The organism is Virgibacillus xinjiangensis (assembly GCF_042643145.1).
GTDB classification, from domain to species: Bacteria; Bacillota; Bacilli; order Bacillales; family Amphibacillaceae; genus Virgibacillus_O; species Virgibacillus_O xinjiangensis.
Genome location: NZ_JBHRSA010000038.1, coordinates 12,706 through 28,755, shown reverse-complemented (window position 1 = coordinate 28,755; position 16,050 = coordinate 12,706). Strand labels below are relative to the sequence as shown.

The window sequence follows — 16,050 nt, the reverse complement described above, 5'->3', positions numbered from 1 at the left end:
ATACTAATCGATCGAGGACTTAACTACATTCTTTTACGATGTCACGGTATTGCCTCTTATTTAGTCTTGAAGGTATAAATTAATTACATATTAATAAAATTTATCCTTGACTTTTTCTAGCGAATCTATTACAATAGAGTTTGTGACTGACTAAAAAGGTTGCTTGAAAAAAGATCGAATTGTCTGGTGGCGAGAGCGGAAAGGCCACACCTGTTCCCATGCCGAACACAGAAGTTAAGCTTTCCAGCGCCGATGGTAGTTGGGACTTTGTCCCTGCAAGAGTAGGACGCTGCCAGGCAGTAAGATCAAACTGAATATCCCATTTCATAGGACAAGCAAGACCATGTTTGATTCTTCATTAAAACTATTCCACAGTAGCTCAGTGGTAGAGCTATCGGCTGTTAACCGATCGGTCGCAGGTTCGAATCCTGCCTGTGGAGCCATATGGAGAGCTGTCCGAGTGGCCGAAGGAGCACGATTGGAAATCGTGTAGACCGCTACCGCGGTCTCGAGGGTTCGAATCCCTCGCTCTCCGCCACCTTTAATATGGCCCGTTGGTCAAGTGGTTAAGACACCGCCCTTTCACGGCGGTAACACGGGTTCGAATCCCGTACGGGTCACCAACATGGAGGATTAGCTCAGCTGGGAGAGCACCTGCCTTACAAGCAGGGGGTCGCAGGTTCGAGCCCTGCATCCTCCACCATGTAATTCATTATCAATATCGCGGGATGGAGCAGTCTGGTAGCTCGTTGGGCTCATAACCCAGAGGTCGCAGGTTCAAATCCTGCTCCCGCAACCAATCTTTTTTTGATAGTGATACTGCAAAGCACAACTGATGATCCAAAACATTTTAATACGGTCCGGTAGTTCAGTTGGTTAGAATGCCTGCCTGTCACGCAGGAGGTCGCGGGTTCGAGTCCCGTCCGGACCGCCACTTAATTCTATTAAGTGTCCACTTAAAGTTATGGCTCGGTAGCTCAGTCGGTAGAGCAACGGACTGAAAATCCGTGTGTCGGCGGTTCGATTCCGTCCCGAGCCACCACTTTTTCATTTAAACATTCATATATAAGATGGAGGGGTAGCGAAGTGGCTAAACGCGGCGGACTGTAAATCCGCTCCCTCAGGGTTCGGGAGTTCGAATCTCTCCCCCTCCACCATCTTCTTTACAAGTAGGGGTATAGTTTAATGGTAAAACGAAGGTCTCCAAAACCTTTGATGTGGGTTCGATTCCTACTACCCCTGCCATTTCATTTCTATGGCGGTCGTGGCGAAGTGGTTAACGCACCGGATTGTGGCTCCGGCATTCGTGGGTTCGATCCCCACCGGTCGCCCCTTATTGGGCTATAGCCAAGCGGTAAGGCATCGGGTTTTGATCCCGTGTACCCCAGGTTCGAATCCTGGTAGCCCAGCCATAATGCGGAAGTAGTTCAGTGGTAGAACACCACCTTGCCAAGGTGGGGGTCGCGGGTTCGAATCCCGTCTTCCGCTCCACCAATCATTCCATGTGGCGGTATAGCCAAGTGGTAAGGCAGAGGTCTGCAAAACCTTTATCACCGGTTCGAATCCGGTTACCGCCTTGTTCTGCACATATGCCGGTGTGGCGGAATTGGCAGACGCGCACGACTCAAAATCGTGTTCCTTCTGGAGTGTCGGTTCGATCCCGACCACCGGTATCAATAACCATTAAAAAGACTTCAACGATTAGGTTGAGGTCTTTTTTTACGTCTAAAAAATTAAGCATAAAAAAACACGCAAGCTCCTATATCTTACACTTGAATTGATGAGAAACAAAGAAGGATAAGGAATTGCCTTTATAATATCTTTACAAGAAATTATTACCTGGTTCTGAAATGGAAGAGAAAATGAGGCATAACAGATTCATGTCTAGTGCCAAGAAGATGAATGCTTAATCAAAACTTCTAGTGGGTAACCAATTGGGTTGGAAGACCTTATCTAAATAACTTTTATTCAAGGAGGCAACACGACTTTTACTAAGTTACATCTATTGTTTTAAGTTTAGTACACTAATCTTAAACGCTAAGCATTATGAGGTGTAAGTATCTTCTAAAGTGGAAACTGAAGTAATGAGGTGTTTATATGAATCAATCAATAATAGAAAAGTATGTACTAAAAGATAATTACCTAGATATCGCATATAAACGGTATCAAGAGTTCATGCAAACAGATTTATATGATGAAGCATACAAGCAGGAAATACTCTCAGAATTAAACAGCTATATCCAAAACGTTGAGATCAATAAAGATACTATTGTTGAGATTATCAAGAAAATCAAAACGAGTAATCCTCAAGAGGGTAGTTTTGTACATTGGAGTAATACGAGTGACCTTTTGAATTATACGAATTCCAACCCCGAGGAAGTCGCTTACTTGTTACATCATTTGTACCATAATCACTCTGTATCATTGGCAGAGAAAATTAAAAACTTTCGGGATAAAGGAAAGTTATTTAATTCAAAGATCAGCCTAGGGGCTCCTTTATTTGGATATCTTCTAGCGGCATATGATTATAAAAAATTTCCGTTATACAAAGAGGAAGTATTTAAGGATATCAAGCAAGTGTTCGGTATCAACAAGAAACTAGGTCCCGTACATGAAAATTATCAAACTTACTATGACATGTGTCTAGTGGTTTACAAACATCTAGTCAGCCAAGGCAAAGTTATCACGATGCTAGATGTGCAGGACTTTTTCTTTTGTCTAACACAATATGATCAACCAAAAGTTGAAAGTGCTGTGGAGTATATCTACACGCTTGCAAATAAGCTTAATCAATACAAGCAAAATGATCAGGTATTCATTGAAGCTATAAAGGAACTTGACCGAGAAACGCTTAGGAAAACTGGAGAAGCTTATCGCAATGATACTAAAGTGAATAAAATAAGATTCAAAATGATTGATCAATATCTGGAAACAGATGAACTGGATGTAGCACAGTTAGAAAAAATAAAAGAGCAAGTAAATGAGGAGAACGAGAGAAATATCTTACAGGCTTGGACTAACTTTACGATCTTGTTCCAGGTTTTTTATAACTCAGTAAAAGAAAAAGTAAACCAGGAATTGAAAACCGTTCATCAAGCTATTCAAAAAATGGAGGGTATCGAAGACTTAGACTTAGAAGAAAATAAGGTATTAAATGGGTTTAATTGGAATCATAATTTTGGTGGAACGGAAAGTTGGCTAGCTGTCTATCCTGCCAACAAGGTGACGCATAAAGATGCCGCGCAGTTATTTGTTCTTTTTGATGAAAATGGAGTGCGATATGGACTAGTTTATGGAACAAACCATCCAAAGCGAGGACAAGAAAATTTAGAGTCAATAACAGACATAGAAAAAATTAACTACGAAAAAATAAAACAAAAGTTTGAGGAAGTGTTGCCCGCTTTTATCGAAGAAAATGATCTTAATTCGAACCTAGATGTAGAAGGAATGGTTAGAGAGGATAACAAATCCACACAATTTTCAACTCCGGCGCAGCCTGTCATAAAGGAATCTGAGGAAAAAAGGTACTTCTGGTTAACGTCTAACCCATCGATTTGGAGTGTAAGTGAAATAAAAGAAGGTGGTGCGGTGAATTATACGGCTTACAACGAGAAAGGGAACAAACGGAGAGTCTTTTCGGCTTTTGAGAATGCGCAGCCTGGTGATAAGATCCTTTTTTATGAATCTACTCCTAGAAAAGAAATTGTCGCACAGGGCGAAGTGACAGAAAGTTTACATGTTGTCGAGGATGATGAGGATAAAGAACCAATCCAAGGTGTATCCTTCCGGTTTGTAGAGGACATCACACCAATAAGTTGGGAAGTCATTGCTGAAGTTGAGGAATTGCAACAGAGTTCTCCAATAAGAAATGGCGCACAGGGAAGCCTTTTTGAATTGACCAAGGCAGAATTTGAAACAATTTTATCACTGGAACCAACACAAGTTGCGAATGCTGATGTAGAGATTCCGACCATCTCTTTTGATAAGGAACCATCTATTCACAATTTGCACTTTGAAGAAGAGGAACGGTTACTAAGACAAGTGAAGACAGCATTACAAAATGAAAAGCATATTATCTTTATTGGACCGCCAGGAACAGGGAAGTCGAAGTTAGCAAAAGAGATATGCACATCCTTTGATGCATCATACAAAATGGCAACCGCGACGTCTGATTGGTCAACCTATGAAACAATAGGAGGATACAGACCAAAGAGTGACGGGACATTGACTTTCCATCCAGGATTGTTTCTTGATTGTTTCAAGGATCACAATACAAATAGGCCAGCCAACAAGTGGCTAATTATTGATGAAATGAACCGAGCCGATATAGATAAAGCCTTTGGTTCACTGTTTTCTGCATTGACTGGAGATACTATTACATTGAACTTTCAATCGGAAAGTGGCCAATCGTTCTTACTTCGTCCTCAAGGAGAAGATAAACACGTGGTTCTTAACGATTATGAATATGTTATCCCGAATGATTGGCGCTTAATCGGGACCATGAATACTTTGGATAAAGCTTCTCTCTATGAAATGAGTTATGCGTTCATGAGAAGGTTTGCCTTTATTCCAGTTGGTGTCCCTAAACAGATTGATTCATTGCTTGTACAATCATTTTTGTATAAATGGAATATAACTGATTACAGATATACAGAGGAGTTAGCTTTTGTGTGGCAGCAAATAAATGGATACAGACAAATCGGTCCAGCAATTGTCGAGGATATTGCGAAGTACACAGCTGTAGAGGCAGATTTTACTTCAGCAATTATTCTTTATGTTCTGCCGCAGTTTGAAGGGTTATTAGATCATGACATTATAGAGTTTATTGAGAGAGTAAGCCAATTACCTGAGATTGATGTGGATCTTCTAAGACAATTTGCTCAAGACTTTTTCCATATGAAGGGATAATCGATGAAACGAAGTGCAGAGCAATTAATTGAAGAAATCAGCGGTTTTTTAGTCGTCTATCTGAAATCGGGGGAAATTGGCCTCAATTCATTTATTAAGAAGACCGAACTACACATCTCTCAACTAGAGCAGCTCCTACAGATTCATTTTTTACTAAAAGATGAAGTGAAAGAATTTGTTCGTGACTTACCAATTCTAATTAGAAAATTTAAAACGTCGACCAAAGTAAAACAAGATACGTATCATGGTCAGATTAGAGGGCAAATTGACTGGCCAAAAACCATCAATGATAGATTAAGAATGAATGCCAAGAATAAAACCATTTTTTCAGTAAATGAACGGAATCGAGCGTATGCTATTAAAGAAAATCTTGTCCTACTAGAGGCGATACAGACGTTGCATACTATTCTTTATAGAACAATAGACAGCGAATACTATAAGAGATACAGCTGGTTTAAGGAATGGGAAACGCTAAAGCCTATCGTGAATCATATACTATACAAGAATATCTACTTGTCCCGTGTTCGTACAGAACAGAAGCATGTAACGGACCGGATGATTTTAGATACATTAAAACACCGCAATCCATTATATCGATCAGCTGCAACTATTTTGCATCAATATCGTAAGCTTTTATCCGGTGATATCAACCAGCAAGAGGTACAACGACTCTTGCGAGAGACCTTTGTGTATCCTCAGGAGGAAGATGTTCTGTTTGAGCTGTATTGGGTTGTCCAACTGATTGAGCAAAATGGAAAAGACGCAGAGCTGCAATTAATGGATGGCCAGAACAACTTGGTTGCTCAATGGCAGGATGATACCTATTTGTATAAAGTGTACCATGATTCCACAGGTTCAGAGAATATTGGTTTCCATGTAACTACTGATGAGGTAAGAGAATATGGTCACCCATTTATTAATCGTAAATTAAGTTCGATGGCGGAAGCTCAGAGCCTAGCTAGTGAACTATTTGGTAATGGGTTTGTCACATCTACTTACTGGAGTGGCCGACCAGATTTGTTGGTTGAAATATACGAAAAGGAAACAAATAAATTGAAGAGGGTCGTCATTGGAGAGGTTAAGCATACGACTAGAGTAGAATATGCGGTTACTGGATTACGTGAGTTAGTTGACTATATGAAGTTGATTAAGGATAGAGATGGAGAATATCTCGATACAAACGATGAAGTTGAAATTGTGGGAATGGTGTTTACTGATAGGATAGATGGAAGAGAAAGGAATGGGCAAGATCTAGTGATAGGACATGTTTCTAAGAATAGTGTTAGGCATATTAGTTTTTAGGCGCTCAGCTGGCTAAGGAGTCTATCTTCACGAAGAAATGGTATACTGTTATAGTTAAGTTAGCAAAATGGTATACCAACCTGATCTTGTAACTTTATGGTATAATACTCATTTACTACAATTTGATAAAAAGCACTAAACCATGGTATAAGTATAAAGGAAGCAGAAGCATTTCTGCTTTTTATTTTTGGGATATGACAGGATTCGTCCTGTGGCACCATCATGAAAGGAATGGAGTTTGGTATGACTGATAATTTTTGGCGTGATTTACCACGGCCGTTTTTTATATTGGCACCAATGGAAGATGTGACGAATGTTGTGTTCCGTCATGTCGTGAGTGAGGCAGCTAGACCTGATGTGTTTTTTACGGAGTTTACAAACTCAGAGAGCTATTGCCATCCGGAAGGGGTCCATAGTGTGCGGGGGCGTTTGACGTTTACCGAGGACGAGCAGCCGATGGTAGCTCATATCTGGGGGGATAAGCCTGAATACTTCCGGGACATGAGTATCGGGATGGCGAAGGAAGGCTTTCGCGGGATTGATATCAATATGGGTTGTCCTGCACCGAATGTGGCACCGAAAGGGAAGGGATGCGGCCTGATCCGTCGTCCGGATGTTGCTGCAGAGCTGATCCAAGCAGCGAAGGCAGGTGGATTGCCTGTCAGTGTGAAGACAAGGCTCGGGTACACGTATGTAGATGAGTGGCGTGAGTGGCTTAAACACTTATTGGAGCAAGATATCGTCAATCTTTCCATCCATCTGCGTACAAAGAAGGAAATGAGTAATGTGGATGCCCATTGGGAATTGATCCCGGAGATCAAGAAGCTTCGTGATGAGGTGGCGCCAGATACATTGCTAACCATCAATGGGGATATTCCTGACCGCCAGACTGGCCTGGAACTCGTTGAGAAATACGGGGTGGATGGAGTCATGATTGGGCGCGGCATTTTTAAAAATCCTTTTGCCTTCGAAAAGGAGCCGAGAGAGCATAGCAGTGAGGAACTGCTTGATCTATTGAAGCTGCAGCTTGACCTCCACGATAAATATTCTACAGAATTCGAGCCACGTCCATTCAAACCACTGCGCCGTTTCTTCAAGATTTATGTCCGAGGGTTCCGAGGTGCGAGTGAATTAAGGAATCAATTGATGGAGACAGAGTCGACAGATGAAGTGCGTGCATTGCTGGACAGCTTTAAAGAAAAGAATGCAGAAGACAGTTTAGTATAGATATTGCAGCTGACTGCCGCTGTGCATGATAACAGCTCGGCGGAGTATTGGAGCGGTAGTTGCAGTGCCGCTTACTAGTTAAATAGGAAACACTCCGTACAAATAAATATCTTCCATAAAGAAGGGTCAGTTTCTCATGCCAAAAGTGTGGGGGACTGACCCTTTGCTATTTTGGGGATCTCACATAGTCGGCTAACTGCTGTGTTCTTTTAGACTACCCGTTGCTTGCCTCACATTCTTGATCAATACCTTCTCCGTATTGAATGTAGCTATTTTGACAACTTGCTCCGCCATATAACATTTAGATTGCTGGAAGTCATCTTTGATCCAATCGGTGATCAATCCGATAATTCCATTGACACGGTAACGATAAAAGAGCTTCAGGTCAATGTCATCTGGTACGTCGTTCGATGTGAAATCAATGTCCTCTTTGAAATGCTTTTCCATGGAGGAAACCATCTCCTCATGAAAATTGATGGGTACCTTTGGACTCAGCATGGTCTGATAAAAGTCTTTATTATGAAGGAAATGCTCAAACAGGCTGATCGTGGATAACTCCATGATGCTTATTTCATTTTCCAGATGTTGATAGGACTGTCGAAAAGCATTGCGCAGTTCTTTCAGCATTTCCTCTACCATTTCATGAAGCAGATCCTCTTTTTGTTCATAATGAATATAGAATGTCCCCCGGTTGTAATCTGCTTCCCTCACTAATTCCGTAATCGTGATGTCTTCCAATCTCTTTTCCTTCAGTAATGCCAATAATGTACGTTGGAATTCCTTTTTGGTTCGCTTCACCCGTTTATCCATCGTTTTTTTCATTTAGATACCTCTTTTATAAGATTTTAGCGTTCCTGAACACATTAGAAGAAATTGTTTAGTTATAGACATTTCCACTGAAATTAATGATTGAAAGCGTTATACCATCCACTTATAATAAGGGTGCATTACTATTTTACTAAAAATTGTGTATTTTTAAAACATAAAGGAGGAAGCTTTTATGTCAACTCTAGTAGCTTTGAATCAGAAAGCAGCTGCATTTACGTCCAAGCCATTAAAAATGGTCATTGGTGGAAAATGGGTGGATGCACTTTCTGGCAAACGGACGGAGATCAGAAATCCAGCAGATGGGACGGTTATCACGACTGCAGCTGAAGCGGATAAAGAAGATGTAGATGCAGCTGTCCGAGCAGCACGAAAAGCATTTGAAGAGGGTCCTTGGTCCAGAATGAAACCGAATGAGAGAGCGAAGCTGATGTTGAAATTGGCGGACCTGATTGAAGCAAACGGTGAAGAATTGGCTCATCTGGATACATTGGATTATGGTCAGCCATTGTCTACTACCTTAGGGTTTGCCGGTGCTGCTGCTGATAACTTCCGCTACTATGCAGGCTGGGCAACAAAGCTTACTGGAGAAACACATACATCTTCCATTCCTGGCGAAGTTTTCAACTATACAAGAAGGGAACCGCTTGGGGTTTGTGCAGGAATTGTTCCTTGGAATGCACCGCTCATGAATGCCGTCATGAAAATCACTGCTCCACTGGCAGTAGGGAATACGGTCATTATTAAACCTTCGGAGGAGACGCCGATCAGTCTATTGCGTTTAGCAGAGCTTGTACAAGAGGCTGGATTCCCGGACGGTGTGGTGAACATCGTCACCGGTCATGGCTCCACTGCAGGTGATGCACTTGCTTCCCATCCGGATGTAGACAAGGTTGCTTTCACTGGCTCCACAGCAGTTGGAAAGAAAATCATCCAAAACAGCGCGGTCAACATTAAGAAGGTGACGTTGGAGCTCGGTGGAAAATCCGCTCACGTCATTTTTGCGGATGCGGATTATGAGCAGGCACTTCAAAACGCCTCCAATGCGGTGTTCTGGAATTCTGGACAAGTTTGCTTTGCCGGTTCCCGACTGTTTATCGAAAGAAAGATCTATGACAATTTCTTAAGTGATTTAGCAGAGTACTCCAAGAACTATAAGGTAGGAAATGGTTTAGATGAATCATCGGTTATTGGGCCTTTGATTTCAGCTAAGCAGAAGAAGCGTGTGCTGAATTACTTGGATATCGGACAAAGAGAGGGAGCAGAGATGTTGATCGGTGGGGAGGCAACGGAAGCTGATCTGCGGGATGGCTACTTCGTTAAGCCGACCGTTATGGCGAATGTGAATAATGATATGACCATCGCCCAGGAGGAAATCTTCGGTCCTGTCGTTTCCGCCATTCCATTTGATGGAGAGGATGAAGTGATTCGTCTTGCCAATCAAACGGAGTATGGACTGGGTGGTGGCATCTGTACAACCAATCTGAAGAAGGCGCATAAAGTGGCCCATGGCATGAACACGGGCAATGTGTGGGTCAATACGTACAACATCACCGAACCGAATTCCCCATTTGGCGGTTATAAGCAAAGCGGATTAGGCAGAGAAAATGGAATGGCTTCCATTGATGCTTATACAGAAGTGAAGAATATCTGGATCGATTTAAACTAGGGTCGGTGTTTTTAGTAAGTAAAAGATTTGATGAGGTAAGAAGGCGGATGCTGGTCTTCTTACCTTATCTATCTATCAATTTTATTGTCCGATTGAATTGCGGAGGTGCATCTTTTGTACAAAGGCTTGGAAACCTTTCGTGCCATAGTCGAATATCGAGCAGCACAACAACCACAAGAGCGTTTCATTCAATTTGAACAGGAAAGCCTGACCTATCAGGAATGGAACGATAATGGAAATAAAGCGGCAAATGCAGCGCAGCGTTTAGGTCTCCGTAAAGGGGACACCTTTGCCGTGATGCTTCCGAATGGCCCGGAATTCCTCTCCATCTGGCTTGGCCTAGCAAAACTGGGTGTGATCGAGGTCCCGATCAATACGGCTCTCAAGGGTGATTCATTGGAATACATCCTCAATAAAGCAGAGTGTAAAGCCATTGTGGTTTCAAGCGAGTGGATCGAGCGGATCATCGCTTGGAAGGATGAATTGATTCACTTGGAACATATCATTGTGGTTGGGGAAAATGTCGCAAAAACATCCCATGCTTTCCATTGGCATTCCTTTGACGGGTTGCTAAAGCAGGAAGACAGTACCTTGCCAGTTGAAGCGGATATTCAGCCAGATGATCCTTCTGTCATTCTTTTCACATCAGGTACAACCGGTCCATCCAAAGGGGTGGTGCTCAGCCATCGGGCGAACTTCAGTGTGGCTAAGACGGCCTGTGGTCTAATGAATTATGGGGAGGACGACCGTCTATTCACCGTTTTCCCGTTATTTCATGTGAATGCACGCTATACGACGGTATTAGTTGCCTTGCTGATGGATTGTGATGTCGTGATGCATAACCGTTTTTCGGCCTCCAGATTCTGGGACATCTGCCGTCGCGAAAACATAACGGCCTTTAATTTTATGGGATCGATGCTGACAATTTTAATGAAACAGCCGGAGCGACCGGATGATGCTGAGAACCCTGTCAAAAAGGCATTCGGGGCGCCGACACCAACTGAAATCTATCCTGATTTCCAAGAAAGATTCGGCATCGAAATCTCCGAAGTGTATGGCTCAACGGAACTTGGAACCGTTGCAACAAACCCTGCAGCAATGTTCCGAAAAGGTGCGTGTGGCCAAATTGTATCTATCTACGAGTGTGAAATTCACGATGAAGCTGGCTTCCCTTGCCCAGTTGGCCAAAGCGGGGAAATAGTGGTCCGACCGAAACAGCCGGGTATCATGTTTACTGAATACTATGGAAATCCAGAAGCCACTGTCCAGTCCTGGCAGGATCTATGGTTCCATACAGGGGATACAGGTCGGATGGATGAAGCTGGCTATCTCTACTTTGTGGACAGGAAGAAGGATGTCATTCGCAGAAAGGGAGAAAACATTTCTTCCTATGAGGTGGAACGGGTGATCAATGACCATCCGAACATCTATGAATCTGCCATCATTGGTGTTCCATCAGAGCTGGCGGAGGAAGAAGTGCTGGCCGTCATTGTCTTGAAAGCGGGAGAAGAGCTGGAGCATGAAGAGCTTCTCGATTTCTGCCAAAAGCGGATGGCTCATTTTGCCGTACCACGTTATATACGGTTTGTGGAGAAACTGCCCCGAAACACATCCCAACGAGTAGAAAAATATAAGCTTCGGAACGAGGGAGTGACAGAGGATACGTGGGACCGGGAGTTGGTTGGCTATAAAGTACAGCGTACATGATATTTCGTAGGGGAGATGAGTATGTATAACGGTACAGAAACCTTTGGTGCAATCGTTGCATTCCGTGCCAAAGAGAAACCGGATCAACGTTTTATACGATTCGAAACGAGCGACATGACCTATCGGGAATTTCATTCAGGCGGAAATAAGGTGGCTCATGCCATGTCTTCTTTGGGTCTATCGAAAGGGGACAGATGTGCGGTCATGCTTCCGAATGGGCCGGAGTTTCTGAAGACCTGGTTAGGACTGACAAGGGTTGGTGTCGTTGAAGTTCCCGTTAATACCGGGCTTCGTGGAGACCTTTTCGCCTATATATTGAATCAAGCCAAATGCAAGGCAATTGTGATTGATCAGGAATGGGCAGGACGCCTCGAGGACATTCATAACGAATTGCATTATTTGGAGCATGTCATTGTGGTGGGGGAAGATCATCCAACTCCATTTACAGACGGAATGGTTTACTCCTTTGAAGAGATGCTGGAGGAAGCGAGTGACGGGGACGTGGATATACCGGTTAAACCGACAGATTTATCGCTGATTCTGTTCACCTCTGGCACCACTGGCCCGTCAAAAGGAGTAATGCTAAGCCATCGAGCTAATTTTGCTTTATCCCACTCCTGTTGTGACCTGATGGATTATGGTCCGCGAGATCGGCTGTTCACTATGTTCCCTCTCTATCATGTAAATGCCAGATATGCGACGATCCTTGCGGCATTGATTGCAGGAAGTGATGTCGTGATGCATAAACGTTTTACTGCATCAGGATTCTGGGATATTTGCAAAAGGGAACAAATCACCACCTTCACCTATATGGGGTCGATGCTGACGATCCTGTTGAAGCAGCCGGAACTCTCCGGTGATGCAGACAATCCAGTCCGGCAGATTCAAGGTGCCCCTTGTCCATCTGAAATCTATGATGAATTCCAAGACCGTTTCAATATAAAAATAACAGAGGCTTACGGTTCAACAGAAATTGGTTTAGCCATGGTGAATCGGGCAGAAACGTTTCGAAAAGGATCATGCGGAAGAAAACTGCCAATCTATGAAGTGGAAATTCATGATGATGACGGGAATCCATGTCCACCTAACACTGCTGGGGAGATTGTCGTGCGTCCGAAAGAACCGTCTGTCCTGTTTTCTGGGTATTATGGGATGCCAGAAGCAACGGTAAAGGCCTGGAAAAATCTATGGTTTCATACAGGGGACCGGGGCCGGATGGATGAGGATGGGTATTTTTATTTTGTCGACCGGCAGAAGGATGTTGTCAGACGGAGAGGGGAGAATATATCCTCCTTTGAAGTAGAGAGTGTGATCAATAAACATCCCGCTGTCCATGGCTCAGCAGTTATTGGTGTTCCCTCTGAATTATCCGAGGAAGAGGTATTGGCGGTTGTCCAAGCAAAGGATGACACGAAATTGTCGTCCAGAGAATTGCTGGATTTTTGCCAGAGACGGCTCCCGCATTTTGCAGTGCCACGGTATGTACGGTTTGTGGAGGAATTTCCAAGAACCCCTTCACAACGAATTGAAAAGTACAAGCTTCGTAAACAAGGGATAACCGAAGATACATGGGATCGGGAAGCTGCCGGTTATACGGTCCAGCGGTGACGGAGGAAAATAGAATAATCGTTCAGGGAAGGGGGTATTGCTTGGAAACATTACGAGGGAAGGCGGCAATTGTCGGTGCAGCAGATTCGGAGGTAGGCGTTGTCCCCCATATGTCCGCTACACAGCTTTGGGTGGACGCAGCGTTAAAGGCGATGGACGATGCGGGTGTAACCAAAGAGGAGATTGATGGAATAATAACCTGCGATTCATGGGCGGAGCCTTTTCTCTATCATTCCGAGGCGATGGCGGAGTACTTACAAATTGATCCGAAGTATTGCTTAAGTGTGGGGACGGGAGGAGGAACAACATTTTCTCTGCTCCACCATGCTGCTTCTGCAATTGCCACAGGAATGTGTGAGACAGTGCTCATTTCGATGGCAGATAGCCTCAGGAGTGGGATATCCAAGGAAAAAGCCATGAACACCCAGGCTTCTACTGGCCACCCGCAGTTTGAATCCCCTTATGGTCCGTCTGTTCCTTCATTATACGCTCTGATTGGCAGGGCGCATATGGCCGAGTTCGGGACAACTTCCGAGCAATATGCGGCGATTGCGGTGGCAGCTAGAAAACATGCGAACTTGAATCCAACAGCACAGAAGCGTGAGCTGATCACAGTGGAAGATGTGGTGCATTCACGTATGATCGCTGAACCGCTTCATCTATTCGATTGTTCTCTCATATCGGATGGAGGGTCAGCGGTAATCCTGACATCAGCGGAGAAGGCGAAAAGCATGTCACGACAACCTGTCTATTTATTGGGGGTCGGAGAAGGGCATCGGCATGAACATATTAGCCAAGCCCAAAGCCTGACAACGTCAGCAGCGAAGGATTCGGGACAGCGTGCGTACGATATGGCAGGCCTCGGACCAAGGGATATTGATGTTGCTGAGCTGTATGATTGTTTCACACCAACCGTTCTCATTGAATTGGAGGATCTAGGCTTTTGTGAAAAGGGGGAGGGTGGTGCCTTTGCAGAAAGTGGGGCCATTGAACTTGGCGGTTCTCTGCCCATCAATACGCATGGAGGGTTGCTTTCCCATTGTCATCCAGGCAATCCTGGTTCCATGTTCCATCTGACAGAGGCGGTGACACAATTGAGACGTGAAGCAGATGAAAGGCAGGTAGCCGGTGCGAATGTAGCGCTTGTCCATGGACAGGGTGGCATCATGTCCAGTCATACCACACTTATTTTAGGCAGGGAGGTTTAGGTATGGAAGAACATATCGGCAAAAACTTCCCACAGCCCACGGTGGAAACAGAAGTCTATTGGCAAGGCTGCCGGCATCACGAGTTGCTCATCCAACAGTGCAGGGAATGCGGCCATCATCAATTTTATCCACGGATTATGTGTACGGAGTGTATGTCGAGGGATGTGGAGTGGGTGAAGGCTTCTGGCATGGGAAAGGTAAAGACTTACACCATCATGCACCAAGCCATTTCAGCGGCATATGCCAAAGACATACCGTATGTGGTGGCCATTATTGAATTGGATGAAGGCCCGACGATGATGAGCAATGTCATAGGCTGCAGGCCGGATGACGTCAAGGTCGGCCAGGAGGTAAAGGTCGCCTTCGAGGATTGGTCCGATGAAATAACCATTCCGAAATTCAGACCGATGGAATCTGACTGACTTTATGTGATGAGCAAGTTTACTATTCATCTGGTGGTGTTCCATTTTTTTCATATAAGCAATCCCATTAACTTTTTGAGGGGGAATAGGTATGAAAGCCTTAGTATTTACAGAGTTCAATAAAAAGTTGGAGATTCAGGACGTGCCAGAGCCGAGCTTGACAGAAGATGGTGTCATTGTGCGAGTAAAGGCCAACGGAATTTGTAGAAGCGACTATCACTTTGTGAAAGGTGATTTGGGATGGATCGGCATGAACTTGGATCTGCCACATGTGCTGGGACATGAATTTTCAGGGGTAGTGGAGCAAGTGGGCAGCAATGTGACGAAATTCAAAAAAGGCGATCGTGTCGTCGTTCCCCATGCCCATGGAGAGGGCACATGTGAATACTGTATGACAGGTCATTCGAATATTTGTGATCACGGCAGCATTGTTGGTGTCACTTACTGGGGCGGCTACGGAGAGTATGTTCATGTTCCGGATGCAGACCGCAATGCGGTGATTCTGCCTGATTCGATTTCGTTTGAAGCGGGTGGTGCATTAGGCTGCCGCTTCATGACCGCATTCCATGGATTGATCGATCAAGCAAGATTGCAACCAGGAGAATGGGTTGCTGTCCATGGTTGTGGAGGTCTGGGCTTATGTGTGACACATGTAGCCAGTGCGATGGGTGCTCGTGTCATTTCTGTCGATATAAATGATGAATCCCTCAAGCTTGCCAAAGAATTTGGTGCGGAAGTTACGATAAATGGAAGTAAAGAGGATGCAGTCCAAAAGATCATGGACATTACGGATGGTGGAACGCATGTGGCAGTGGATGCACTGGGCGCGGCAATTACTTGCCAAAACTCGGTGAACAGTCTGCGTAAGCGGGGAAGACATCTGCAACTGGGGATGACATCAGCTGATGAACAAGGTAAAGTGGATTTGCCAGTGGATCTGATGGTGGTAAAGGAGCTGGAATTCATCGGTTCATCCAATATGCCCGTTTCCAGGTTCCCAGCCATGCTCAACATGATTGAAAGTGGCGTCTTGCAGCCGGAAAAAATGATTACGAGAAAAGTGAATCTGGAGCAAGCTGCCGATATTCTTGAGGAAATGGGCGAATTCAATGCACCGGGAATAAGTGTGGTCAACCAGTGGTAAGGACGTTTGGTCTTGTTGGTCCGGCCTTTT

Annotated in this window: 10 protein-coding genes, 14 tRNA genes and 1 rRNA gene; 24 read left to right on the top strand and 1 reads right to left on the bottom strand. The window is 44.3% G+C overall.

Going from position 1 to position 16,050, the window contains the following annotated elements:
• The first annotated feature begins 182 nt into the window (after nt 1-182).
• The 18 genes from rrf (at nt 183) to ACFOGI_RS09235 (ending at nt 7,437) form a co-directional block, all read left to right on the top strand.
• A 5S ribosomal RNA gene (gene rrf / locus ACFOGI_RS09320) occupies nt 183-298 on the top strand.
• A 70-nt stretch (nt 299-368) separates the two neighbouring features.
• Nucleotides 369-443, top strand: a tRNA-Asn gene (locus tag ACFOGI_RS09315).
• A gap of 3 nt (nt 444-446) precedes the next feature.
• Nucleotides 447-538 (top strand) — tRNA-Ser (locus ACFOGI_RS09310).
• 10 nt (nt 539-548) lie between these two features.
• Nucleotides 549-623 (top strand) — tRNA-Glu (locus tag ACFOGI_RS09305).
• Nucleotides 624-627: 4 nt separating this feature from the next.
• Nucleotides 628-703 (top strand) — tRNA-Val (locus tag ACFOGI_RS09300).
• 19 nt (nt 704-722) lie between these two features.
• Nucleotides 723-799, top strand: a tRNA-Met gene (locus ACFOGI_RS09295).
• 58 nt (nt 800-857) lie between these two features.
• Nucleotides 858-934: transfer RNA gene (locus ACFOGI_RS09290), tRNA-Asp, on the top strand.
• 32 nt (nt 935-966) lie between these two features.
• Nucleotides 967-1,042: transfer RNA gene (locus ACFOGI_RS09285), tRNA-Phe, on the top strand.
• A 30-nt stretch (nt 1,043-1,072) separates the two neighbouring features.
• Nucleotides 1,073-1,157 (top strand) — tRNA-Tyr (locus ACFOGI_RS09280).
• Nucleotides 1,158-1,171: 14 nt separating this feature from the next.
• Nucleotides 1,172-1,245: transfer RNA gene (locus tag ACFOGI_RS09275), tRNA-Trp, on the top strand.
• A gap of 13 nt (nt 1,246-1,258) precedes the next feature.
• A tRNA-His gene (locus ACFOGI_RS09270) sits at nt 1,259-1,331 on the top strand.
• Between the two features lie 6 nt (nt 1,332-1,337).
• Nucleotides 1,338-1,412: transfer RNA gene (locus tag ACFOGI_RS09265), tRNA-Gln, on the top strand.
• Between the two features lie 4 nt (nt 1,413-1,416).
• A tRNA-Gly gene (locus ACFOGI_RS09260) sits at nt 1,417-1,491 on the top strand.
• A gap of 15 nt (nt 1,492-1,506) precedes the next feature.
• Nucleotides 1,507-1,577, top strand: a tRNA-Cys gene (locus ACFOGI_RS09255).
• 14 nt (nt 1,578-1,591) lie between these two features.
• Nucleotides 1,592-1,673 (top strand) — tRNA-Leu (locus ACFOGI_RS09250).
• 424 nt (nt 1,674-2,097) lie between these two features.
• Nucleotides 2,098-4,908 carry an AAA family ATPase gene (locus tag ACFOGI_RS09245; protein ID WP_390271691.1) on the top strand — a complete coding sequence of 937 codons (2,811 nt, stop codon included), beginning with the start codon at nt 2,098-2,100 and terminating at the stop codon, nt 4,906-4,908.
• Nucleotides 4,909-4,911: 3 nt separating this feature from the next.
• Entirely contained in the window at nt 4,912-6,210 is a 1,299-nt protein-coding gene (locus tag ACFOGI_RS09240) for a hypothetical protein (protein ID WP_390271689.1), read from the top strand.
• A gap of 243 nt (nt 6,211-6,453) precedes the next feature.
• Complete coding sequence (locus ACFOGI_RS09235) at nt 6,454-7,437, top strand: tRNA dihydrouridine synthase (protein ID WP_390271687.1); 984 nt, start codon at nt 6,454-6,456, stop codon at nt 7,435-7,437.
• A gap of 192 nt (nt 7,438-7,629) precedes the next feature.
• Here ACFOGI_RS09235 and ACFOGI_RS09230 read toward each other — a convergent pair whose 3' ends face one another.
• Nucleotides 7,630-8,259, bottom strand: a complete 630-nt coding sequence (locus ACFOGI_RS09230; RefSeq protein WP_390271685.1) for a TetR/AcrR family transcriptional regulator — start codon at nt 8,257-8,259, stop codon at nt 7,630-7,632.
• A gap of 178 nt (nt 8,260-8,437) precedes the next feature.
• Between ACFOGI_RS09230 and ACFOGI_RS09225 the strand changes: the two genes are divergently transcribed.
• From ACFOGI_RS09225 to ACFOGI_RS09200, 6 genes are all read left to right on the top strand, one after another.
• On the top strand, nt 8,438-9,931 hold the full coding sequence (locus tag ACFOGI_RS09225) for an aldehyde dehydrogenase family protein (protein WP_390271683.1): 1,494 nt from the start codon (nt 8,438-8,440) through the stop codon (nt 9,929-9,931).
• Nucleotides 9,932-10,045: 114 nt separating this feature from the next.
• Complete coding sequence (locus ACFOGI_RS09220) at nt 10,046-11,638, top strand: AMP-binding protein (RefSeq protein ID WP_390271681.1); 1,593 nt, start codon at nt 10,046-10,048, stop codon at nt 11,636-11,638.
• Nucleotides 11,639-11,659: 21 nt separating this feature from the next.
• Nucleotides 11,660-13,246, top strand: a complete 1,587-nt coding sequence (locus tag ACFOGI_RS09215) for an AMP-binding protein (RefSeq protein WP_390271679.1) — start codon at nt 11,660-11,662, stop codon at nt 13,244-13,246.
• A gap of 41 nt (nt 13,247-13,287) precedes the next feature.
• Nucleotides 13,288-14,454: a thiolase C-terminal domain-containing protein gene (locus ACFOGI_RS09210; protein WP_390271677.1), complete on the top strand. Its 1,167-nt coding sequence runs from the start codon at nt 13,288-13,290 to the stop codon at nt 14,452-14,454.
• Between the two features lie 2 nt (nt 14,455-14,456).
• Complete coding sequence (locus tag ACFOGI_RS09205; protein WP_390271676.1) at nt 14,457-14,876, top strand: Zn-ribbon domain-containing OB-fold protein; 420 nt, start codon at nt 14,457-14,459, stop codon at nt 14,874-14,876.
• A gap of 91 nt (nt 14,877-14,967) precedes the next feature.
• Nucleotides 14,968-16,020, top strand: coding sequence for a zinc-dependent alcohol dehydrogenase family protein (locus ACFOGI_RS09200; RefSeq protein ID WP_390271674.1), 1,053 nt, complete (start codon nt 14,968-14,970; stop codon nt 16,018-16,020).
• Nucleotides 16,021-16,050: the final 30 nt, after the last annotated feature.

Coding starts and splice junctions, on each gene's coding strand:
- ACFOGI_RS09205 (WP_390271676.1), top strand. CDS start 14,457: ATGGAAGAACATATCGGCAAAAACTTCCCACAGCCCACGGTGGAAACA.
- ACFOGI_RS09225 (WP_390271683.1), top strand. CDS start 8,438: ATGTCAACTCTAGTAGCTTTGAATCAGAAAGCAGCTGCATTTACGTCC.
- ACFOGI_RS09245 (WP_390271691.1), top strand. CDS start 2,098: ATGAATCAATCAATAATAGAAAAGTATGTACTAAAAGATAATTACCTA.
- ACFOGI_RS09230 (WP_390271685.1), bottom strand. CDS start 8,259: ATGAAAAAAACGATGGATAAACGGGTGAAGCGAACCAAAAAGGAATTC.
- ACFOGI_RS09200 (WP_390271674.1), top strand. CDS start 14,968: ATGAAAGCCTTAGTATTTACAGAGTTCAATAAAAAGTTGGAGATTCAG.
- ACFOGI_RS09235 (WP_390271687.1), top strand. CDS start 6,454: ATGACTGATAATTTTTGGCGTGATTTACCACGGCCGTTTTTTATATTG.
- ACFOGI_RS09240 (WP_390271689.1), top strand. CDS start 4,912: ATGAAACGAAGTGCAGAGCAATTAATTGAAGAAATCAGCGGTTTTTTA.
- ACFOGI_RS09215 (WP_390271679.1), top strand. CDS start 11,660: ATGTATAACGGTACAGAAACCTTTGGTGCAATCGTTGCATTCCGTGCC.